Source organism: Nocardia thraciensis, assembly GCF_054782435.1.
On sequence record NZ_BAAGSM010000011.1, the window covers coordinates 164311 to 186396 of the forward strand.

The 22086-nt window shown below is 66.9% G+C and carries 20 protein-coding genes; 17 read left to right on the plus strand and 3 right to left on the minus strand.

Going from position 1 to position 22086, the window contains the following annotated elements; genetic code table 11:
* Nucleotides 1-264 precede the first annotated feature (264 nt).
* The 4 genes from hrcA (at nt 265) to ACYVLQ_RS05845 (ending at nt 3593) form a co-directional block, all read left to right on the plus strand.
* The gene (gene hrcA, locus ACYVLQ_RS05830; protein WP_460696325.1) at nt 265-1296 is read left to right on the plus strand and encodes a heat-inducible transcriptional repressor HrcA; all 1032 of its coding nucleotides are present in this window, start codon (nt 265-267) and stop codon (nt 1294-1296) included.
* A gap of 48 nt (nt 1297-1344) precedes the next feature.
* Nucleotides 1345-2496 (plus strand): molecular chaperone DnaJ, encoded by a 1152-nt coding sequence (gene dnaJ / locus ACYVLQ_RS05835; RefSeq protein ID WP_460696326.1) that lies wholly within the window; start codon nt 1345-1347, stop codon nt 2494-2496.
* 7 nt (nt 2497-2503) lie between these two features.
* Nucleotides 2504-3247 (plus strand): 16S rRNA (uracil(1498)-N(3))-methyltransferase, encoded by a 744-nt coding sequence (locus ACYVLQ_RS05840; RefSeq protein WP_460696327.1) that lies wholly within the window; start codon nt 2504-2506, stop codon nt 3245-3247.
* A 202-nt stretch (nt 3248-3449) separates the two neighbouring features.
* Entirely contained in the window at nt 3450-3593 is a 144-nt protein-coding gene (locus ACYVLQ_RS05845; protein ID WP_460696328.1) for a hypothetical protein, read from the plus strand.
* Between the two features lie 134 nt (nt 3594-3727).
* Here ACYVLQ_RS05845 and ACYVLQ_RS05850 read toward each other — a convergent pair whose 3' ends face one another.
* Nucleotides 3728-4033, minus strand: a complete 306-nt coding sequence (locus tag ACYVLQ_RS05850; protein WP_460696329.1) for a hypothetical protein — start codon at nt 4031-4033, stop codon at nt 3728-3730.
* Between the two features lie 211 nt (nt 4034-4244).
* Between ACYVLQ_RS05850 and ACYVLQ_RS05855 the strand changes: the two genes are divergently transcribed.
* A complete protein-coding gene (locus tag ACYVLQ_RS05855; protein WP_460696330.1) occupies nt 4245-4469 on the plus strand; it encodes a ribbon-helix-helix domain-containing protein in 225 nt (74 codons plus the stop codon).
* Nucleotides 4466-4903, plus strand: a complete 438-nt coding sequence (locus tag ACYVLQ_RS05860) for a PIN domain-containing protein (protein WP_460696331.1) — start codon at nt 4466-4468, stop codon at nt 4901-4903. Before ACYVLQ_RS05855 ends, ACYVLQ_RS05860 begins: the two co-directional genes overlap by 4 nt.
* A gap of 27 nt (nt 4904-4930) precedes the next feature.
* On the opposite strand, the gene ACYVLQ_RS05865 is transcribed toward ACYVLQ_RS05860, so the two are convergent.
* Entirely contained in the window at nt 4931-6160 is a 1230-nt protein-coding gene (locus tag ACYVLQ_RS05865) for an MFS transporter (RefSeq protein WP_460696332.1), read from the minus strand.
* Between the two features lie 101 nt (nt 6161-6261).
* Here ACYVLQ_RS05865 and ACYVLQ_RS05870 point away from each other — a divergent pair, with 101 nt between their 5' ends.
* From ACYVLQ_RS05870 to ACYVLQ_RS05900, 7 genes are all read left to right on the plus strand, one after another.
* Complete coding sequence (locus ACYVLQ_RS05870) at nt 6262-7149, plus strand: LysR family transcriptional regulator (protein ID WP_460696333.1); 888 nt, start codon at nt 6262-6264, stop codon at nt 7147-7149.
* A 299-nt stretch (nt 7150-7448) separates the two neighbouring features.
* Nucleotides 7449-8507, plus strand: a complete 1059-nt coding sequence (locus ACYVLQ_RS05875; protein ID WP_460696431.1) for a PhoH family protein — start codon at nt 7449-7451, stop codon at nt 8505-8507.
* Between the two features lie 30 nt (nt 8508-8537).
* Nucleotides 8538-9092: an rRNA maturation RNase YbeY gene (gene ybeY, locus ACYVLQ_RS05880; RefSeq protein WP_460696334.1), complete on the plus strand. Its 555-nt coding sequence runs from the start codon at nt 8538-8540 to the stop codon at nt 9090-9092.
* Nucleotides 9089-10492 carry a hemolysin family protein gene (locus ACYVLQ_RS05885; RefSeq protein WP_460696335.1) on the plus strand — a complete coding sequence of 468 codons (1404 nt, stop codon included), beginning with the start codon at nt 9089-9091 and terminating at the stop codon, nt 10490-10492. The genes ybeY and ACYVLQ_RS05885 overlap by 4 nt, the downstream gene beginning before the upstream one ends.
* Nucleotides 10485-10934 carry a cytidine deaminase gene (locus tag ACYVLQ_RS05890; RefSeq protein WP_460696336.1) on the plus strand — a complete coding sequence of 150 codons (450 nt, stop codon included), beginning with the start codon at nt 10485-10487 and terminating at the stop codon, nt 10932-10934. Before ACYVLQ_RS05885 ends, ACYVLQ_RS05890 begins: the two co-directional genes overlap by 8 nt.
* On the plus strand, nt 10931-11848 hold the full coding sequence (gene era / locus ACYVLQ_RS05895) for a GTPase Era (protein WP_460696337.1): 918 nt from the start codon (nt 10931-10933) through the stop codon (nt 11846-11848). The genes ACYVLQ_RS05890 and era overlap by 4 nt, the downstream gene beginning before the upstream one ends.
* Before the next feature lie 81 nt (nt 11849-11929).
* A complete protein-coding gene (locus ACYVLQ_RS05900) occupies nt 11930-14857 on the plus strand; it encodes a type 1 periplasmic-binding domain-containing protein (protein ID WP_460696338.1) in 2928 nt (975 codons plus the stop codon).
* Between the two features lie 12 nt (nt 14858-14869).
* Here ACYVLQ_RS05900 and ACYVLQ_RS05905 read toward each other — a convergent pair whose 3' ends face one another.
* On the minus strand, nt 14870-16291 hold the full coding sequence (locus ACYVLQ_RS05905) for an amidase (protein ID WP_460696339.1): 1422 nt from the start codon (nt 16289-16291) through the stop codon (nt 14870-14872).
* Nucleotides 16292-16556: 265 nt separating this feature from the next.
* Between ACYVLQ_RS05905 and ACYVLQ_RS05910 the strand changes: the two genes are divergently transcribed.
* From ACYVLQ_RS05910 to ACYVLQ_RS05925, 4 genes are all read left to right on the plus strand, one after another.
* On the plus strand, nt 16557-16988 hold the full coding sequence (locus tag ACYVLQ_RS05910; RefSeq protein WP_460696340.1) for a hypothetical protein: 432 nt from the start codon (nt 16557-16559) through the stop codon (nt 16986-16988).
* An 84-nt stretch (nt 16989-17072) separates the two neighbouring features.
* Entirely contained in the window at nt 17073-17861 is a 789-nt protein-coding gene (gene recO / locus ACYVLQ_RS05915) for a DNA repair protein RecO (protein ID WP_460696341.1), read from the plus strand.
* Nucleotides 17862-18072: 211 nt separating this feature from the next.
* Nucleotides 18073-21243: an SIR2 family protein gene (locus ACYVLQ_RS05920; RefSeq protein WP_460696342.1), complete on the plus strand. Its 3171-nt coding sequence runs from the start codon at nt 18073-18075 to the stop codon at nt 21241-21243.
* Nucleotides 21240-22010 (plus strand): hypothetical protein, encoded by a 771-nt coding sequence (locus tag ACYVLQ_RS05925; protein WP_460696343.1) that lies wholly within the window; start codon nt 21240-21242, stop codon nt 22008-22010. The genes ACYVLQ_RS05920 and ACYVLQ_RS05925 overlap by 4 nt, the downstream gene beginning before the upstream one ends.
* Nucleotides 22011-22086: the final 76 nt, after the last annotated feature.

Below are 22086 nucleotides of genomic sequence, written 5' to 3' on the forward strand. Positions count from 1 at the left end.
CGATGGATCCCGGCCAAGAGCATGCCGGGATGACGGATATCGGACCGTGATGTCGGGTGCATGCCGTGATGTCGGGTGCACGCCGGGATGACGGATATCGGGCCGTGCTCGGCCGAAGCCACGCAGGTCAGGACACATGCGCGGGTGATCTGCCCGCGTGCAATTAAACTGGTGTTCGGATGAACCCGGATCCGCGTGATCGTGCCGTGCCCTGACACGCTCGCGCGTCCGGCGGACCGAGGGCGAAAGCAAGGAGGTGGGCCGATGCCGAGCACGGAGCAGCGGCGGATCGAGGTCTTGCGCGCGATCGTCGCCGACTACATCGCCACCAAGGAGCCGATCGGCTCGAAGACGCTGGTAGACCGGCACAACCTGGGCGTCTCGAGCGCCACCGTGCGCAACGATATGGCCGTGCTGGAGGCCGAGGGCTACATCACCCAGCAGCACACCAGCTCCGGCCGCATCCCCACCGACAAGGGCTACCGCCAGTTCGTCGACCACATCGCCGAGGTGAAGCCGCTGTCGCCGGCGGAGCGCCGGGCCATCATGGAATTCCTGGAGAGCGGCGTCGACCTCGACGATGTGCTGCGCCGCGGGGTGCGGCTACTGGCCCAGCTGACCCGGCAGGTCGCGATGGTGCAGTATCCGACCGTCTCGGCCTCGACGGTCCGCCACCTCGAGGTCGTCGCGCTCAATCCGGCGCGGCTGCTGCTGGTGGTGATCACCGACACCGGCCGCGTCGACCAGCGCCTGGTCGAACTGGGCTCGGTCGTCGACGACGAGGATCTGGCGGCGTTGCGCGCGATGCTGGGCAAGGCCATGGACGGCAAGCGGCTCGCCGCCGCCTCCGCCGCGGTGGCCGAACTGCCCGAAAACGCCCCGTCCCGGCTGCGCGAGGTGCTGGTCCGGGTGTCGACCGTGCTGGTGGAGACCCTGGTGGAACATCCGGAGGAGCGGCTGGTGCTGGGCGGCACCGCCAACCTGACCCGTAACGTCGGCGACTTCGGCTTCCCGGGCTCGCTGCGCTCGGTGCTGGAGGCGCTCGAGGAACAGGTCGTCGTGCTGAAGCTGCTGGCCGCCGCGCAGCAGCCGGGCATGGTGACCGTGCAGATCGGCGAGGAGACCCAGGTGGAGCAGATGCGCGGAACCTCCGTCGTGTCCACGGGGTACGGTGTGCCGGGTACCGTGCTCGGCGGTATGGGAGTGCTGGGACCGACCCGCATGGACTACCCCGGGACCATTGCCTCGGTGGCCGCGGTCGCCCGATACATCGGCGAGGTGCTCGCCGAGCGGTGAGCCCGCGGTCGTGAACGGAACAGATTCGGAACAGGACTAGAGACACAAGTGGCACGGGACTACTACGGAATTCTCGGCGTCGGCCGCAATGCGAGCGACCAGGAGATCAAGCGCGCCTACCGCAAGCTGGCGCGGGAACTGCATCCCGACGTCAATCCCGACGCCGACGCGCAGGAGAAGTTCCGCGACGTATCGACCGCCTACGAGGTCCTCAGCGACCCGGAGAAGCGGCGCATCGTCGATATGGGCGGGGACCCGATGGAGTCCGCGGGCGCCGGGGGCGGTTTCTCCGGTGCCGGATTCGGCGGGCTCGGGGACGTGTTCGAGGCGTTCTTCGGCGGCATGGGGGCCACTGGTGGTCAGCGCCGGCCGCGCGGGCGGGTCCAGCCGGGCGCGGATTCGCTGTTGCGGACCCGGCTGTCGCTGGCCGAATGCGCGGTCGGCGTCACCAAACATCTGACCGTCGACACCGCGGTGCTGTGCGACCTGTGCCAAGGTGCGGGCACCAACGGCAGCTCCAAGCCGGTGCGCTGCGAGACCTGTGGCGGCGCGGGCGAGGTGCAGACGGTGCAGCGCTCGTTCCTGGGCCAGGTGATGACCTCGCGCCCGTGCCCGACCTGCCGCGGCACCGGCGAGACCATCCCGGATCCGTGCCGCAAGTGCGGCGGCGACGGCCGGGTGCGGTCGCGTCGCGAGATCGCCGCGCCGATCCCGGCGGGCGTCGCCAACGGCATGCGGGTGCGGCTGGCCGCGCAGGGCGAGATCGGCCCCGGCGGCGGCCCCGCGGGCGACCTGTACGTGGAGATCGTCGAACAGCCGCACGACACCTTCGTCCGCGACGGCGACGACCTGCACTGCACGATCCGGGTGCCGATGGTGGACGCCGCCCTCGGCGCCACCGTCGTCATCGACACGATCCTCGACGGCCCGACCGAGCTGTCGATTCCCGCGGGCACCCAGCCCGGCGAAGTGTCGGTGCTGCGTGGGCACGGCATGCCGAAGCTGCGCTCCAGCGCGCGCGGGGATCTGGTCGCGCACCTGGACATCGTGGTGCCGACGAAGCTGGACAACAAGCAGTCCGAGCTGCTGCGCAAGTACAAGTCGACGCGCAACGGCGAGCGGACCGAGGTGCTGTCGGCGCAGTCCGAGCACAACAGCGGCCTGTTCGCGCGGCTGCGGGCCTCGTTCAGCGGACGCTGAATCCGCGGTGGCCGCGACCGTTTTCTACCTCGACGAGATTCCGGAACCGGGCGCGGTCGCGGTGCTGGACGGCCCGGAGGGCCGCCATGCCGCGACGGTGCGCCGGGTCCGGGTCGGCGAGCCGATCACCCTGTCGGACGGGGCCGGTGTGGTCGCCGCATCGGAAGTGGTCGCGGCGCAGAAGGACCGCCTCGAACTGAGGGTCCTGGACCGGTCCGTGGCCGAGCGGGTGGCGCCGCCGGTGACGGTCGTGCAGGCGCTGCCGAAGTCGGATCGCTCGGAGCTGGCGGTCGAGCTGATGACCGAGGCCGGGGTGGACGCCATCGTGCCGTGGCAGGCGGCGCGCTGCGTCGCCAACTGGGAAGGCAAGGCGCGCAAGGGAGTCGACAAGTGGCGGGCGGCCGCGCGCGCCGCGGCGCGTCAGTCCCGCCGGGCCTACATCCCCGAGGTGGGGGAGCTGTACCGTACCCCGGATGTGCTGGAGCTGGTGCGGAACACGAAGGCGGACAACGGAGTTGCCGCCGCCCTGCACGAGTCGGGCGAGACCCGCTTCGTCGATCTGTCCTTCGCGCAGGCGTCGCGGATCGTGCTGATCGTCGGCCCGGAAGGCGGACTGGACGACGTCGAGTGCGAGGCGCTGTCTGCCGCCGGTGCCGAGGCGGTCCTGCTGGGGCCCACCGTCTTACGCACGTCTACGGCCGCCGCTGTTGCACTGGGGGCACTAGGCGCCCTCACTTCGCGCTGGGCGTGAAATCCGCACGACCGTCGAGATCCGCCGATGCCCCGCTCGGACTGCGGCCTTACGGTCGTGCGGCGGGACCCGGCCCGGCTCGACGAGTTCTTGTCGCGAGAGCGGGTTCCCCGGTCGGAACCGGCCTCCGCCGGATCGGCTCCGCGCGGGGACAGGATACGGTCCTCCGCTCCGCCCCGGCACCGCCGATGGCCCGCGCCCCGTGTCGTCGGCGGCGAACCTGGACGACGAGGTGGCGGAGCTGTTGCGGCTCGCCGAATGGTGGCCTGCCGCCGAGCTTTTCGTCGCGACGGGGGTGTATCGCGTCCGGGAAGGGGCACAGCGGGCGATAAGTTCGGCAGCATGAGCCGGTCGGCATCGGACTCGCCGGCGGAAGCAGTCTGGTGTGCGAGACCTGGAGCCGGGCAGCCGATTCAGATTGCCGCGCCGGGCATTTCGTGCCCGGCGCGGCGGTTTCCTGCGTGCCGTGTAGCAGGCGTATCAGGCTCCGGGCGGCGGCGGGAGCGGCTTGCCGTCGGGGCCCAGCGGGGGCGGGCAGGGCTTGCCGTCGGCGCCCAGCGGCGGGGGCAGCGGCCTGCCGTCCGAGCCCAGCGGCGGGGGCAGGGGCTTGCCGTCCGAGCCCAGCGGCGGGGGCAGGGGCTTGCCGTCGGGGCCCAGCGGGGGCGTCGGGCACCCTTCCGGCGCGGTGTGGTGGTCGGTCTGCACGACATGCGGCGCGGCTGCCGCCGCCCCGGCATCGACCAGTCCGAGGCCCGCGACCGCACCGGAAACGAGGATGGTTGCCATCCGAAGTTCATACAACTTCCTTCTCTCGAACGGTATTGCCCGTCAACGCATTAGACGTGGCGAACGGCCCTCTGTTCGGCGTGGCCGCGAATTGTGATTCAAGCCATACTGTGCGAAGTGGTCCATGCGCGTGATCTCGGAATCCATGCCGTCAGGCCGACCAGGGACGAATGAGCTTCGAGGTTGGTATCTAGGTTGGTATCATCGATACATGGCATGGACTATGCGCCTTCCCGACGACGAGGATGCTGCCCTCGACAAACAGGCCAAGGTCGAAGGGCGGTCCAAGCACGACATCACCCGCGACGCACTGCGCTTGTATCTGTTGCGGAACCGCACATGGGAAACCCCGTTGTTCGCCGATGACGAGGGCGTCGACCTCGGCGGGCCGATCACCAAGGACGACATCCGGAACATCATGCACCGCTCCGCATGATTGTCGTGGCAGATACCTCCGGGGTTCTTGCGCTGCTGAACCGTAGTGACCCGGAGCATCTGGCGGCGCGGCGCGCGGCGAACGCGGCCAGCACCCTGGTCGTGAGCGCCCTGTCGCTGACAGAGGTGCACCACGTGGCTACCGCGCGTGCCGGGCGTGCGGTAGCGGACCAGTTGTTGCTGCTGTTGGCGGACCGCATCGCGACGACCCGGGTCGAGGTCGCCAATTCCGACGCGGCGCAGATCAGGACGGCGGTTGGCATTCGAAGCCATTACAGCGGCCTGGATTTGGACCTGGTCGATGCGGTCTGCGTCGCGCTGGCGGCCGAATATGACACCAACGCGATCCTGACGTTGGATCGGCGCGATTTCCGCGCGCTTCGCCCACTGACTCGCTACCCCGCGTTTCGCGTGCTGCCGGACGATATGAGCTGAGGCGGTGCGTCGGTCGTCTGGCCGGAATTACTGTGCGGCAACAGCTTCGGAGGTTGTGGCGGTGCGGGAGCCGGAGGCGAGGGTGGTTACCAGGGCTGCGGCGGCGAGGATGAGGATGCCTACGTAGGCTGCCAGTCCGGCCCAGCCGTGCCAGCTGTAGGCGAGTCCGGCGGCGGCGCCGACTATGGAACTGCCGAGGTAGTAGGCGAACAGGTAGAGGGATGAGGCGGCGGCGCGGTTGCCGGTGGCGGCGGCGCCGACCCAGCCGCTGGCTACCGAATGGGCGGCGAAGAAGCCTGCGGTGCAGAGGAGTACGCCGAGCAGGACGAGGGGGAGGTTGTCGGGAATCGTGATCACCAGCCCGACGGCCATGGCGCAGATGGAGATCGCGAGCACCCGCGCGCGGCCGTGGCGGTCGGCCAGGCGACCGGCGGCGGCCGAGGTGACGGTGCCCGCCAGGTACATGACGAACACCAGACCCACGGTGGCGGCGGATAATCCGAACGGTTCCCGGGTGAGGCGGTAGCCGAGGAAGTTGTACATCGAGACGAAGCCGCCCATCAGGACGAAGGCCAGCCCGAACAGCGGCAGCAGCGTCCGGTGCCGCAGGTGCCCGACGAAATCGGCTGCCAGCGAACGGACTCCGAGTTGCCCCGGCACGAACCGCCGGGAGGCGGGCAGGCAGCGCACGAACCACACCGTGCACAGCGCCGCGGCCACCGCCAGTACCGCGTCGCCCCAGCGCCACGACCCGATCTCCAGGGTGAACGCCGGAATGAGCCGTCCCGCAAGGCCTCCGATGCTGGTGCCCGCCACATAGACGCCCATCGCCGCGCCGAGCCCGCTCGCGCCGATCTCCTCGGCCAGATACGCCATCGCCACCGCCGGAACCCCGGCCAACGCTAGGCCCTGCAGCGCCCGCCCCGCCAGCAGCATGTCCAGCGTCGGGCTGAACGGCAGCAGCAGACCGATCGCGCTCGCCGCCACCGCCGAGGCGATCATCACCCGGGTCCGGCCGAACCGGCCGGACAGCACGCTCACCGGCACGATCGCGACCGCCAGCAGTCCGGTGGTCAGCGACACCGCCAGCGCCGCGTGCGCCGGTGTCGCCCCGAACGCGGCCGACAGGCTGGGCAGCAGCGCCTGCGCGCTGTACATCGAGGCGAACGTGGTCAGCCCCGCGGCGAACAGCGCCAGCGCGATCCGGCGCTCGTGTGCCGCGGTATCGGGCGAGGTGGCGGCGGGTGCGGTGGTCATGGACCCAGCATCGGCCCGCCGGGCTTCGAAAGAAAATGCATAATAATCAGCAAGTTGATGCGCTGACGGTATTAGCCCAGCTCCCGCTCGAAAGGTGCACCGTGCCGAGTGACGATTTGCACTGGTTCCTCACCCTCGCCGAGTTGGAACGCGTCGGCGCAGCCGCCGATCAGTTGCACCTCGCCCAGCCGACGCTGTCGCGGATGCTGGCCCGGCTCGAGCAGCGGCTCGGTGTGCCGCTGTTCGACCGCCACGGAAAACGCCTGACCCTCAACGACTTCGGCCGCATCTACTACGAGCACGCTCGCCGGGCCCAGGCCGAACTCGACGCGGCCGGGCGGGAGCTGTCCGACCTGACAAATCCGGCCAAAGGCGTTGTGCGGCTGACGTTCCTGCATTCGTTCGGGGCGCGGCTGGTACCGGAGCTCGTCGCCGGATTCCGCCGCGGTTCGGGCCGGATCACCTTCACGCTCAGCCAGGACGCCGCCGAGGCGGTGACGGCCCGGGTGCTGGACGGGACCGCGGATCTGGGCCTGGTGTCGCCGCGGCCCGCGGCCGCGGGCCTGGGCTGGCGCACCCTGCTGCGGCAGCGCCTGGCGCTGGGCGTCCCGGCCGACCACCGGCTCGCGGGGCGGCGCCAGGTCCGGCTGGCCGAGGCCGCGGACGCCGAATTCGTCGCCATGCCCACCGGTTTCGGCATGCGCCGCATTCTCGACGACCTCTGCGCCGCAGCCGATTTCCGCCCGCGCGTCGGGCTCGAGTCCAGCGATCTGGTGACCGTCGCGGGCCTGGTGGCCGCGGGCCTCGGGGTCGCGCTGCTGCCGATGGAGGAGCCGCCGGTCCGGGGTCCGCATGCCGGGCCGGTGCTGGTCCCGCTGGCCGATCCGGGCGCCGCGCGGGCCGTCGGCCTGATCTGGTCGGCGAACGCCGTGCCCTCGGATGCCGTGCGCCGATTCCGCGACTTCGCCTTCGACCGGGCGCAGCCGTAGCACCGGAACTTCCCGCACCCCGCGTTCGTTCGCGCACCTCTTCCAGCGCTTGCAGGGGGTGCGCGAGCGGGCATGGGGTGCGGGAAGGGCGGATGGGCTCAGGTACCCGGGCCGGTGGTGCGGGAAACCTTCCGGAACTCGCCCGTGACCTGGTGGTAGCCGCATATTCACTGGGCGGTGTCGGTGGTCCGCGTTAAACTTTCATCACACGAAACGATACGTTCGAGACCGGAAGCAGGCCATAGCACCTATTGCGAACCTCAGGCGACATCGGCGACCCGACAACTCCCCAGGCCGGCATCGGAGCCGGCGGCAACGGCTCGGGCCCTGCCGCGCGGACCGTTCGTTCCAGCATCGAACTCGCTCCCGAATCCGTCTTCGGCTTCCTCGGCTCGGCCGACGAGAATCTCCGTGAACTCGAAGGACTGCTCGCCGCCGACATCCACGTCCGCGGCAATTCGGTGACGCTGACCGGACGCGCCGCCGAGGTGGCGCTGGCCGAGCGCGTGATCGAGCAGCTGGTGGCCCTGACCGGCCGCAATCGCGTCGTGACGCCGGAGGCGGTCCGGCACACGTACTCCATGCTCACCGAGGGCTCCTCCGACTCCCCGGCGGAGGTACTGAGCCTGGACATCCTGTCCCGCCGCGGCAAGACCATCCGCCCCAAGACGCTGAACCAGAAGCGCTACGTCGACGCGATCGACGAGCACACCATCGTCTTCGGCATCGGCCCGGCGGGCACCGGCAAGACCTATCTCGCCGTGGCCAAGGCCGTGCAGGCGCTGCAGGGCAAGCAGGTCAACCGGATCATCCTCACCCGCCCCGCGGTGGAGGCCGGTGAGCGCCTCGGCTTCCTGCCGGGCACGCTGAACGAGAAGATCGACCCGTACCTGCGCCCGCTCTACGACGCGCTGCACGACATGATGGATCCCGAGGCGATCCCGAAGCTGATGCAGTCCGGCGTCATCGAGGTCGCGCCACTGGCCTACATGCGCGGCCGTTCGCTCAACGACTCGTTCATCATCCTGGACGAGGCGCAGAACACCACGCCCGAGCAGATGAAGATGTTCCTGACCCGGCTCGGCTTCGGGTCCAAGATCGTCGTCACCGGCGATATCACCCAGGTCGACCTGCCCGGCGGGACCAGGTCGGGCCTGCGGGTGGTCAGCGAGATCCTCGGCGATGTCGACGACATCCACTTCGCCGAACTGAACTCGAGCGACGTGGTGCGCCACCGCCTGGTGTCGGAGATAGTCGACGCCTACGACCGCTACGAGGCCGAGGACCGCCCCCAACTGTCGCACTACCCGGGCAACCGCGCCCAGCGCCGCGCCGCAGGGCGGGCCGGTCGGCGCTGAGCACGAAGCACAGCCCATTAGGCTGAACGGGTGAGCATCGAGATCGCCAACGAGTCGGGTATGGACGTATCCGAGGAGGAACTGGTCAGCGTCGCGCGGTTCGCGATCGGGCGGATGGACGTGCATCCGGCCGCCGAGCTGTCGATGGTGCTGGTCGATCTCGATACCATGGCCGACCTGCACATGCGCTGGATGGATCTGCCGGGGCCGACCGATGTGATGTCGTTCCCGATGGACGAGTTGGAGCCGGGCGGCCGCCCCGACGGCAGCGAACCGGGCCCGTCGATGCTCGGCGACATCGTGCTGTGTCCCGAGTTCGCGGCCGCGCAGGCGACCAAGGCGGGGCATTCGGTCGATCACGAACTGGCGCTGCTGACCGTGCACGGCGTCCTGCATCTGCTGGGCTACGACCACGCCGAGCCCGACGAGGAGAAGGAGATGTTCGGCCTGCAGAATCGACTGCTCGCCGAATGGTACGAGAGCCTGCGCGAGGCGCAGCGCCGTGCCGAACTCGCCGAACGCGACAGGCGGCTGCTGGGCAAGACCGGGTTCACCGCGCCCGGTGACCCCCTGGATCCCGCGTGAATTCTACGGTCCTGCTGATTCTGGCGGTCCTGCTGGTCCCGGTGGGCGGCGTGTTCGCCGCCGTCGACGCGTCCCTGGCCACCATCTCACCCGCCCGCGTGGAGGATCTGGTGCGGGCCGACCGGGGCGGCGCCCGCCGGTTGGCCCGGGTGGTGGTGGACCGCCCCCGGTACGTGAATCTCGTTGTGCTGCTTCGCCTGGCGTGCGAGATCACCGCCACCGTGCTGCTCGCCGCCGCGCTCAGCGACTGGCTCAGCACGGGCTGGGCGCTGGTGCTCACCGCGGTGGTGATGGTGCTGGTCGACTACATGGTCATCGGCGTCGGCCCGCGCACCCTGGGCCGCCAGCACGCCTATTCGATCGCGCTCGGCGCGGCGCTGCCGCTGCAGGCGATCGGATCGCTGCTGGGGCCGGTGAGCCGATTGTTGATTCTGATCGGTAACGCCATCACGCCCGGCAAGGGATTTCGCAACGGCCCCTTCGCCTCCGAGGTCGAACTGCGCGAGGTCGTGGACATGGCACAGCAGAGCGGCGTGGTGGACTCCGACGAGCGCCGGATGATCCAGTCGGTGTTCGAACTCGGCGATACCGCGGCGCGCGCGGTGATGGTGCCGCGCACCGAGATGGTGTGGATCGAGTCGGACAAGACCGCGGCGCAGGCGATGTCGCTGGCGGTGCGGTCCGGACATTCGCGCATTCCCGTGATCGGTGAGAACGTCGACGACATCGTCGGCGTCGTCTATCTGAAAGACCTTGTGCCGTATGCGGATCGGGGCAGGAAGGTGCGGGTGCGCGAGGTGATGCGGCCGCCGGTGTTCGTGCCCGACTCCAAGCCGCTGGACGCGCTGCTGGACGAAATGCAGCGCCGCCGCATCCATATGGCGCTGCTGGTCGACGAGTACGGCGGCATCGCCGGGCTGGTCACCATCGAGGACGTGCTGGAGGAGATCGTGGGGGAGATCGCCGACGAGTACGACACCGACGAGATCGCCCCGGTCGAGGAGCTCGGCGGCGGCAAGTACCGGGTGTCGGCGCGGCTGTCGGTGGAGGATCTGGGTGAGCTGTTCGGCATGGCGATCGACGAGGAGGACGTCGATACCGTCGGCGGCCTGCTGGCGCACGCGCTGGGCCGGGTGCCGCTTCCGGGGTCCAAGGTCGTCGCGCACGGGCTGCAGCTGCGCGGCGAGGGCGGCGCCGACGCCCGCGGCCGGGTGCGGGTGCACACGGTGGTGGTCAAGCGCGCCCCGGAGAAATCGGACACGGAGAAATCGGAGACCGAAGGCGGGCGGCCGGTCACCGCGGAGACGACGGACGAGCATCCGCCCACCGCACACGCGGGCTCGAAACTCAAGGGGCACAACGGGTTTGCCGAGTACGAGGACGGAGAGAGCGATGACTGAAACCCCTGGCCTGGCGGGCGAGGACGGCAAGCTGCTGGTGCTGGCGCGCGGCGCCATGGGTCGCACCGGCGGCGGCAGCGGCGCGGCGGTCCGCGATACCGACGGCCGCACCTACGCCGCGGGCGTCGTGGAGCTGAAGGCGTTGCCGCTGACCGCATTGCAGGCCGCGGTGGCCGCCGCGATCTCCAGCGGCGCCGAGGGCTTCGAGGCCGCTGTCGTGGTCGGGGGTCTGCGGCAGGACGCGGGAATCGCGGCCGTGCAGGAGGTCTCGCCCGCCGCCCGGGTCATTCTCACCGATCGCAAGGGGACGGTGAACGAGTCCGTTCAGGGTGGCGACCCCTACGGCGTGGAGAATCCGATCGGCGGCGAGACGAACACCGGGCACGGCCGCGGCGTCCCGGCGGGCTTCGACATCGACACCGAATCCGAGGTGTTCGAATGAGCTCCGGCTCGTCGAAGGACGAATTCCGTTCCGGCTTCGTCTGTTTCGTCGGTCGCCCCAATACGGGCAAATCGACGCTCACCAACGCCATGGTGGGCCAGAAGATCGCTATCACGTCCTCGCGCCCGCAGACCACCCGGCACACCATCCGGGGCATCGTGCACCGCGAGCACACGCAGCTGATCCTGGTCGACACCCCCGGCCTGCACCGGCCGCGGACACTGCTGGGGCAGCGGCTCAACGATCTGGTGCGCGACACCTATTCGGAGGTCGACGTCATCGCCGTGTGCATCCCGGCCGACGAGAAGATCGGGCCCGGCGATCGCTGGATCGTGCAGCAGGTCAAGCAGATGGCGCCGAAGACCACCCTGCTCGGCGTCGTCACCAAGATCGACAAGGTGGGTCGTGACCAGATCGCCCAGCAGTTGGTCGCCGTCTCCCAGCTGCTGGGACCCGAGGCCGACGTGGTTCCGGTCTCGGCGGTCGAGGGCGAGCAGGTCGAGGTGCTCGTCGACGTCATCGCCTCGAAAATGCCGGAGGGCCCGGCCTTCTACCCCGACGGCGAGCTGACCGACGAGCCCGAGGAGACGCTCATGGCCGAGCTGATCCGCGAGGCCGCGCTCGAGGGCGTGCGCGACGAACTGCCGCATTCGCTGGCCGTCGTCATCGAGGAAATCCTCCCGCGCGAGGACAACGAAGACCTCCTCGACGTGCACGCCCTGCTCTACGTGGAGCGCCCCAGTCAGAAGGCCATTGTCATCGGCAAGCGCGGCGCCCGGCTCAAGGAGGTCGGCACGGCCGCCCGCAAACAGATCGAGCACATCCTCGGCACCCGCATCTACCTGCACCTGCACGTCAAGGTCGCCAAGGATTGGCAGCGCGATCCGAAGCAACTGGGCAAGCTGGGCTTCTGAGGAGATCCCCTGCGCCGCAGCGGTCGCGCCGGTAGCCTCGGTCCGTGCACATCTCGATCACCGACGTGAGCCGACCGAACCATGGTGACGGGCAAGGCCTTTCGCTGGCGTGCCGGATCGTGGTGCCGCGGCAACGATGCGGCCGGACCGCGCGATAGGCACGATATCGCCGTTGCCGGTTCGACGCTGGAGGGGGTCAACGTGCCTGTCGTCACCACTTATCTGAATGTGCTACGCACCCTGTCGGTCCCCGAGGAGCGCCCGCGCGTCCTGCCGCATCTGCGCGATGCCCTGCTGCGTCGCAACCGTCGGCTGCCGCCGCCGATCGTGTGCCTGGTGTCCGACCGCACGGGGAGCGGCGAACTTCTGAGCCGGACGTCGGCGTGGCTCGAGGCCAGTCGCCGCCGCGCGGCCCCGCGCATGTATGTCGATATCGCCGGGATCGCGCCGGGACCGGACGATCCCGAGGGCGCCGAGGGCGTGGTCGCCGGATGCAAGAGCGTTCTCGATCAGCTGCGCATCGGCCTGGCCCGGGACAACACGGGCATGGGCCGCATCCGATTTCGGCGGTACCGCACCGCGGCGTGGCTGGTGGAGCAGGATTTCGGCGATGGCCGCGACATCCGCGCCGACCTGAAACAGCAGTTGCCGAATCTGATTCGCGGCCACGGGCAGCCGGGCGACCAGGTGCCGGCGGACAATGTCGGGGGTCCGTGGCTCGAACGAGTGCTGCGACTGGTCCTGTTGATGCAATGGGCCGTGCGGCTGTGGATCTCGTTGAGCTGGCGGGTCTCGTGGCTGTCGTCGAACAGCCGATGGTTCATGGGCCAGCGGTACCTGAGTCCCGAGTTGTCGGACAGCTTCCTGGGTTTCGCCAGCCGCCTGGTGCAGCCCAACCGTCGCCACGAGGATCCCGAACAGGTGGCGAAGCTGCTGGTGCACGCGTTCCTGGAGGATCTGCGCCGCGCGTACCGGTGCCGGTTGTGGCGGCCATCGGGCTGGCGTCGCACCGCGTATCCCGTGGTGCTGCTGGACCGCGCCGACCCGGGCACCCCGGGCGCGGCGGTTATGCGGTGGCTGAGCGATATCCGCAACGAGGCAGGCATGTTCGACCCCTTGCTGGTCGTCGCCACCATGACAGATCCGCCGGACGATCGTGAGCCGGGAGAGTTCGAGCACGTCGGGTCCGGGACACTCGACGGCGCACAGGCCGACCCGCTGGCACAGTGGTGCGACACGATCGGGGAGGCCCGTCGACGGCGGGTACCGGGCGCCTGGTACCTGCGGCTGCGGCTCCCGGAGCGGCTGGCCACACTCGACCGGGAGCTGCGTCCGAGCCCGGACCCGGTGCCGCCGAAACCTCCTGTCGGAGCGCGGAGATGGGTGGTCACATCGCTGGCGCTGGCGGTGTTCGCCGCCGTCGTCGTGCCCACCGCGACCGCCACCCTGTCGGATCGCGCCCGGCATTGCGGGCGCGGGTGGTGGAAGTCCGACCGCGCCGCCGCCGTCGTCCGCGCGGGCGGCGAATGCGTCGGCTACAGCAGTGACGGCAGCTTCCTGTTCGGCGACGACGAGACGTTGACCGCGTTGCAGCGGCAGGTTTTCGAGCAGAATCGGAAGGTCGAGCGGAACCGTCGGGACAACCCGCGGCGGCCGGTGGTGTCGCTGGTCTACTTCGCGGGCCTGACCTACTCCGACACCAATGTGCGGTATCCGCGCGCGCAGGCCGAGGAACTGGCCGGGCTCGCCATGCGGCAGTACGAGATGAACCGGATGCAGAGCACATCCGAGCCGCTCCTGCGGGTCATCGTGGCCAATGGCGGATCGAATATGGAACGGGCGGGGTGGGTGACCGACAACCTGCTGCGCGATCTCGTGCGTACCGATCCGAGCGTCGTCGGGGTGGTCGGAATGGACCGCAGCAGCACCGACACCCGCAGTGCCATCGCGCGACTCGGCGAATGGGGCGTGCCGGTCCTGCCGACCACGCTGTCCGGGGAGGGGCTGAGCGAGGCGTCGCCGCTGTACCTGCAGTCGGTGCCGAGCAATCGGTCCCAGGCTCGACTGGTGGCCGATTACGTTGCGGGCGCGCGGTATTCGAGCAAGGAGGACCGGGCGGGGCAGCCGCGCTACGACTCGCTCGTGCTCTACTACCCCGTCGATCCGGACGACCTCTATGTCAACAGCCTGGTCGACGGCCTGCGCGCGGAGCTGACGCGGCGGCGCATCCCCTTCCGCGAGCAGTCCTGGACCGAACAGCAGGAGCTGAATCGGGTGCCCGCGCCGTGCTCGGGCGGAACGGCGAACCCGCGCGAGGTGCATTTCTTCGCGGGCCGCAACCACGACTTCGTCTCGTTCCTCAAGGCCATGACCGTCGGCTGTGGTGGTGCCGCGCTGCCCACGATCGTCGCCGACGACGCGGCCACGCGGGTCATCGCCGACCCGCACGGCTTGGATGTCGTCCCGATCGGGCTGCCGGTTCGCTACGTCACCAAGGGAGCCCCGGCGGTGCTGGGGGGCACGGACTGCGTCGACGGGGTCGGCAGACTAGGAAACCGGCCTACGGGACCGGGTTTCAGCAATTTCTGCAATCTGCTGGCCGAGCTTGTCTCGCGGACCGGGGACGGGTACCGGCCGGTCTGGCCCGCCGATCGCACCGGGCTGGCCTTCGAGGTCGCGGGCCTGTTTCTCGACGCGGTCCGGCAGAACGGTGGCCGGTTCCACCACCCGGACGGGGGTGACGGGGCGCCGAACCGCGCCGCCATCGCCATGGAGTTGCGTGAGCGCGACTATCCGGGAGTGACCGGGCGGCTGCGTTTCGTCGGCGCGCGGGTGGCCGAGGACGCCACGCTCGGGATCCTGCGCACCGGCAATGTGCGGGACCAGAAGGAGGCGCAGCGCTGCGTGTTGCTGGTCGGCGACATGGTCGACAGCGGCGCGGATCGGGGAGCCGACGGCTGCCCGGTCGGGACCCGCGTCGAGGATGAGGCGTGGGCGCCGCCGGAGTGAGTCGGCGCCGTCTCAGGCGGGCCGTTCCCACCAGGCGTCGGGACGGTGGCGCTCCCAGCGCAACTCGGATTCCAGTTGGGAGGCGACCGAAACCAGCATCGCCTCGGAATCGGCCGGGCCCATGAGCTGGGCGCCGACGGGCAACCCGGCGTCGGTGAAACCGGCGGGGACGTTGATGCTGGGCCAGCCCAGCACATTCCACGGCCAGGTGTAGGGACAGGCGGCGGTGATGAGGGCGTCGGTGGCGGTGACGCCGAGGCCGTCCATGGCGTCCACGGGCGGCGGCGGGGTCGCGGTGGTGGGGGCCAGGACCAGGTCGAAGTCGTCGAAGAAACGGCCGATCCGCCGATGCAGCAATGGTTCCGCGGCGCGGGCGGCGAACAGGGCCGGGCCGCCCAGCGCCAGGCCCAGCGCGGCGTTGAACCGGGTGCGCGAATCCACTTGGGCGTCCGGCCGTTTCGCCAGTTCGGAGCGGATGCCGGTCATCGAGCGGGGCAGGAAGCTGGCGCCGATCATGATGCCGTAGTGCAGGTCGGCGACGGTGACCTCATGCCCGAGACGGCGCAGCGCGTCCGCCGTGGCGCGCACCCGCGCTGCCACCTCCGGGTCGAGCGCGGTTCTGGTGGCGGTGAACGGGATGCGCAGCGACAGAGCTATTTTCAGCTTGCCCGGGTCGCGCCCGACGGCCTCGGACACCGTGAGCGCGGGCGGTGTGTGCCTGTCGCCGGGGTGCGGCCCCGCCGCGACGTCGAGCAGCAGCGCGGCGTCGGCGACGGTGCGCGCGAGCGGGCCGTTGACGGTGAGCCCGTTGAACGACTCGGCCCGCGGCCACGTCGAGATGCGGCCGCGCTGCGGCTTGATCCCGACAAGGTTCGTCCACGACGACGGGATGCGCACCGAGCCCGCACCGTCGGAACCCAGTGCGGCAGGCACCAATCCGGCCGCCACCGCCGCCGCGGATCCGCCCGAGGAGCCGCCGGGGGTGCGTCCCGCATCCCAGGGGTTGCGGGTGTAGCCGAAGGATTCGGCATCGGTGAACGGCCACTGGCCGATCTCACAGGTGTTGGTCTTGCCGACGATCACCGCGCCCGCGGCCTTCAGCCTGCGCACCGTCTCGGCGTCCTCGGATTGCGCCGGGAAGTCGCCGCCGCAGCCGAATGCCGTTGGCTCCCCGGCGATATCGGTATCGTCCTTGATCGCGATCGGCACGCCCAGCAGCGGCAGCCGGGTCCCGGCGGCCAGTCGCCGGTCGGCGTCGGCGGCCTCGGCGAGGGCGCGCTCGCGGCGAATCACCCGGAAGGCGTTGAGCTTCGGCTGGCTCGCCTCGATCCGGTCGAGGGCATCGGTGGTGGCGGCCACCGCGGTGGTCGTGCCCTGTGCGATCGCGGCCGCCAGCTCGGCCAGTCCGAGGTCGCGTGTCGAGGCCGTGGTCATGGTGATCTCCGTCTCCTCCGTCTGCTGGAAAGGTAGCGCGCATTTGGTCGAACGTCCAGAATGAAGCTGGGCCGCCCGCCCGGCGTGGGCCCGGGCAGTCCGCTGACCTGGTCTTGGCGGGCACCGCGCGAAGGAATCGCGGACATCGGTCGGGGATGGCCCGGGGCCGTAGTCGAATTGTGATGTCGGGCCGTTCGCATTTTCGCAGGTCGGCCCGTCCATCGGCATCGACGCCGAGGGTGCGGTGACCCTACGATGCTTCTTCGTGAAGTGGATGTCCCGAGCGTTCGGCTCGAAAGAGCTACCGCTACAACTGCGTTCGGATCTGGAGTCGGAAGGGATCGTGGTATTCGGTCCCATCAGTGGATCGGTCGCGCACCGCAGTTATCGGACAGCGCTGCACTACGCCTCCTCGAGCTGGGAGAACATCGACACCGGCGCCGTCGCGATGAGCCGTCGCCGCCTGATCGTGTGGGGCAACCGCACCGCGCTGATCGACGTCCCGCTCGGCCACCCCGCCGTCACGATGGAGCCGCAGGGCCCCGAACGCATGCTGCTGGAATCGGACAACTTCGCCATCGACCGCACCCGCAGCGGCTGGACCACCCTGCTCCTACGCACCCTGCATGCCCCCCGCATCGCCCAGGTGTATGCCGAAGGGGTCGGCGTCCAGCCCCTGAGACGATCGGCGCGGTAGCGGGCGTCGACATCGGTGCGGCGCCGGTCGGCCGGGAAGGCGTGGCGATCTCGCGCTGTCGTCCGGGCGTGGGAGGATGGGGCCGTGCGTTTGTATCGTGATCATGCGGTTGTGCTGCGCCAGCACAAGCTGGGGGAGGCCGATCGCATTGTCACGTTGCTCACGCGGCAGCACGGGCTGGTTCGGGCGGTGGCCAAGGGGGTGCGGCGCACGCGGTCGAGGTTCGGGGCGCGGCTGGAGCCGTTCGCCTATGTGGACGTGCAGCTGTATCCCGGGCGCAATCTCGACACCGTTACCCAGGTGCATACGGTCGAGGCGTTCGCGGCCGATATCGTCGCCGACTACGGCCGCTACACCACCGCGTGCGCGGTGCTGGAGACCGCCGAGCGGCTGGCGGGCGAGGAGCGCGCCCCCGCGCCGCGACTGCACACCCTCACCGCCGGTGCGCTGCGCGCGATCGCCGCTCAGCAGCGCCCGCATGAACTGATTCTGGACGCGTTCCTGTTGCGCGCCATGGGTTTCGCGGGCTGGGCGCCCGCGCTGGACGACTGCGCCCGCTGCGCCACTCCCGGCCCGCATCGCGCCTTCCACGTGGCCGCCGGGGGAGCGGTGTGCGTGCACTGCCGCCCGCCGGGCTCCGCCACCCCGGCGGTGGGCGTACTGGACCTCATGAGCGCCCTCTGCCGCGGCGAATGGGCGGGCATCGACACCGTCTCCGAATCGGTGCGCCGCCAGGCCAGCGGCCTCACCGCCGCCCACCTGCAATGGCACCTCGAACGCCAACTCCGCACCCTCCCTCTCATCGAACGCACCCGCCCGCACGGCGTGGTGCCGGACGCCATGCCCGAGTCGGCCGAGAGTCGCGTCGGCTGAGCGCCCGCACCGTGCTGGCGCGCCCAGCCGAGATATCTGAGTAAGTCCGGGCCTTTGCAGAAACGGACCGGTGCGTACGACACGCCATACCGCTCTACTGACCGAACTCGTAACGCCGTCGGGCACCACAGCGAACCCTCATCAAGGGATGCCCGCTGCGCGAGGGGTAACCGCGCACCACCCTGCGGGGTGTCACAAAGGGGAAAAGTCTGTGGACCAGACCGCGACGGTACGCAAGGCCATCGAGGACCAGCGTGCGGTACTCGTGTTGGGGACAGGGGTGTCGACCGCCAGTGCGGTTGACGCGTCACATTGTTCTTGGATCGACTTCTTGGCCGCGGGTATCGAATATATTGCAGAACACGGCCTCATAGCGCACGAACCTGTCCTTGACAATATTCGCGACGACCTCGAGGTCGGTGCGAAGTACGACAACACCTATCTATTGACTGCGGGCGAAAAGATCGTCAATGCGTTGGGTGGCAAATCATCGCCCCACTTCGAACAGCTCCTGTCTATGACGGTCGGAAGTATCCAACCCGATCCCAAGAAGTATCTTCTGGTCGAAAACCTGGCCGGACTTTCCGTGCCCATAATTACGACCAACTATGACACAATAGTCGAACAAATTACAGGACGCTCGCCGGCGCCATGGACCGATGCCAGGGCCTTTGCGGCAGTGCTCAAATCGGAGTCCGCCGACATCGCGCACCTTCATGGAACCTGGAACCGTCCTGATTCTGTGATCTTGACGACGAGTGACTATGAAAGAATTGTGCGCGACACTGTCTTTGAGGCACTGCGTCAATCTATCGGATTGCTCGATACGATAGTCTTTGTCGGCTACGGAGCCGGATTGAACGACCCACACTTTTCCGCACTGTGGAACTGGCTGCAGCCGTTGCGGCGCGTTGGCGCGATTCATTTCACGTTATGCCGCGATAGCGATGTGAAGTCGATCGTCGATCGTACCAAGAGCAGCCCGGTCATACCGATTGGATACGGTGCGGACCATAGTGATCTCCCGAAATTCATAGAGAGTCTTACGCCTTCTAGTATATCTACGGTTGGTGGGCTATCCGATCGACGTATATTTGGGCATGTGCGCGATTCATGTCGGAGAAATGTGCTAGACTTTCTGAGTGACACAACGGTCCTGCCGAAAGTTGTGGAAATGGTGGGCACAGAACATGAATTAGATGAATTGGTTATCGAGCCAGTTTTGCTTCCGGTTCCACCAGAACAGTTCGCAAACGAACACCGCACCGGGCAGAAGTTGGAATATTTGGACCCACAAGAAGTTCTGTCCACTTCATCGGCCGTTACTCTCGTAGGCGAGGAGCAGTCCGGAGTAACCACAGCTCTGGCCTGGTCGCTGATAAAGATTTGCGATGACTCGAACTGTATTCCGATCCGCATCGATTATCACAAGTTGACGGGCGGCCTCAAGCCGATTCACAATAACGTGCGGAAACATTTGCGTCATTCGGGTGCACCGTTGGATTCCAGGGAACCCCTGCCCTCGCGAGTCGCCCTAGCAATCGATAACGTGTCTCCGTCGAACGAGCGCAATCTCAAGCGAATGGTGAACGATGTAATCGACCTGAATCCGCAAATCGTAATCTTCGGATGTAGGCCGGGCACGGAGATCTACGTGCACGACATTTATGCTGACCGTGGGGCCGTAGCTACCCCTGCTTATTTGGGCAAATTGAATCGACGTCACGCGATCGAACTTGCGAAGCGTGTCGATCCACTGCAGGCCGGTCCCGTTGCGGACCGTGTACTCGAGATCGCAAAGAAGGAAGGACTGTCGAGAACTCCGCTTTCTTTGACACTACTCATCATGGGAGTAGTCTCCGACGAAGGCTGGATAAATACGGTTTCAAATACATCATTCATCGATTCTTTTATCGATTCACTTCTCGGACGTGGCGGTATTCGCGACGATATGCGTTTGCAAATCGACGCCAGCGGGTATTCGAGGGTTCTCGAAGCTTTGTCTATCAAAATAGTTCATGACGACGTCGCTTCGCTTCCTCGAATGCAAGTTCTCAATTACATATCGGAAGTGTTTTCGAGTCTCGATTGGTCCGACCGTCCGGAGGATGTCCTCAACGCCTTGATAGCCAAGGGGATACTTGTCGATCGGTCCAATATGATAAAATTTCGTCAGAGTGCGTACTTCCACGTCCTCGCGGCCCGCGCGGCCCGCGTCAATGGTTCATTGCTGGAGAGACTCAAAAAACGACCATTGTACTACTCTCCCATCATTAGGCACTATGCCGCACTTCAACGTGATGACGATATACTATTGAAATGGGCGATAGATCTATTGGCCGAGGCGGAAGGTCGGCCTATGAATTCGTCTGGGATATTTCGCGAGCTTACCAGTGAAGAAATCGATGCCGATTCCCGGCAAATCGAATCATTCGGCAATTCGGAGACTATCGACGTCGAGCCAACGGTGCAGGGGACCCGGAGAACCGAGGATGGCGATCGATTTGGTTCTCGGGATGCGCCGGATGTCGGGAATGGTCGAAGCGAGGAGATAGACGAAGATCATGACGACAGGGACGATTTCGACCCGTACGATGCGCTTCACGATCACGAACGCGATCCCTTTCCGTCGGATGATCTGGAAAATGCGCCGGAAGCTATCCGCCTACCCGCTCAGCTGACACTGGTGTCCAATATTCTTCGGGATAGCGAACTCGTCCAGGATCCGGAATTGAAGGAATCCGGCTTGATGCGAACACTTCGGGTTTCTTCGGTCTATCTGGATAATATGTACAGCTCCCATGAAGTCAAGGACCTCGTAGATCGAATAATTGATACAATGCTGAAGTATCAAGATCTTCCGCCGGACAAGGTTGAGCGCCTGCGTGCCGGTATGGTCGAGACATGGTCAGTAATGGCATTTATGAGCCACCTGGACGACGAATTGGCGACAATAAAACTGGGACTTGCACTCAATAGAATTCTCAAGAATGCCGATAATAGGGCGCAGGCAAATCTTGTAGTTCCGGCACTCCTCCTTCGTTTGATTATTGACGGTGGCAAATGGAACCGAAGTCTCACACCGGCGATCGTCGAGCATTCGCGAAGCATAGCCATGCGCAACGTCGTCGACGTCTTCCTGATGCTCCAGTACAGCTTGGCAACCGACGGTGCGTATGCGGAAAAAATCGAGGAAGCGATAATAGAATTTCGCCTCGCTCCCTACAGTTCGGCTGGTCCGCAAAGGATGCGCCGACTGCGGGCAGGCTTGGTGCGGGCGCTACGGTTCAACAAAGCGGAAACGCGAGCTCTGATAAGTATGGAGAGTCGACGGAATCGTAGTATTACGGCACAGCAGTCCGAACAGAATCCGATAGAATGATTGACAAGAGAATGGGCCGCCGAATTGATTCTTCTCCGAGATTTGGCAGATCAGCGGCTGCTCCTTCTGTCAATGATGTGACGATGCGATCGAGATTGGCGAAGTTGACTCTACTGCTCGGTGTCGGCGGGGTTGTCGCACTTTCGGTCACGACAATCGTTCTGTCGCATTCCGAGGATCGCGACCGTGCAATCCAACTTGTATTCTCTTCGACCCTGCCCTTACTGGGAACTTGGGTAGGCACCATTCTTGCGTTCTATTTCGCAAGGGAGAATTTCGACGCTGCGACAGAGTCGACGTACCGCATCTCCAGGGCGGTGGATGGAAAATCATTGGTAGATGACGTGATGATCAAACGATCGGAGATGATTGTCCGACGAGCCGATGACGATTCCAACGCAGTAGACGTGAGATTGGCAACCATCGCTGACAGAATGCAGGCCAGTGGGAAGCGAAGAATTCCTCTGTTGACCTGCGAGGAGTATGTCCGTTTTGTGATACATGACTCGCTGCTCGACTCATTCGGGCGTGAAATCGGTAAGAGTTCATTCGAGAACGAGACGGTAGCCGAGTTGGTTTCTATTCCATCGCGCCACGCACTCGCCACCGGTTTCGGCTGTATTTCCTCGGGCTCGATTGTTGAACAGGCCAGAAAAAAGATGGAGTCGATTCCCGGTTGCAACGACATCTTCGTCACGGAAACGGGAGGTACGAACGAGCGGGTGCTCGGCTGGTTGACCAACACATTGTTGGCGACGATCGACTGACGTCCGATGTCAGGTTGCGGCCGGGAACGCGTGCGGGCTCGCACTGCGGTCTGACCGAGCTTGCGGCCGTCGGACT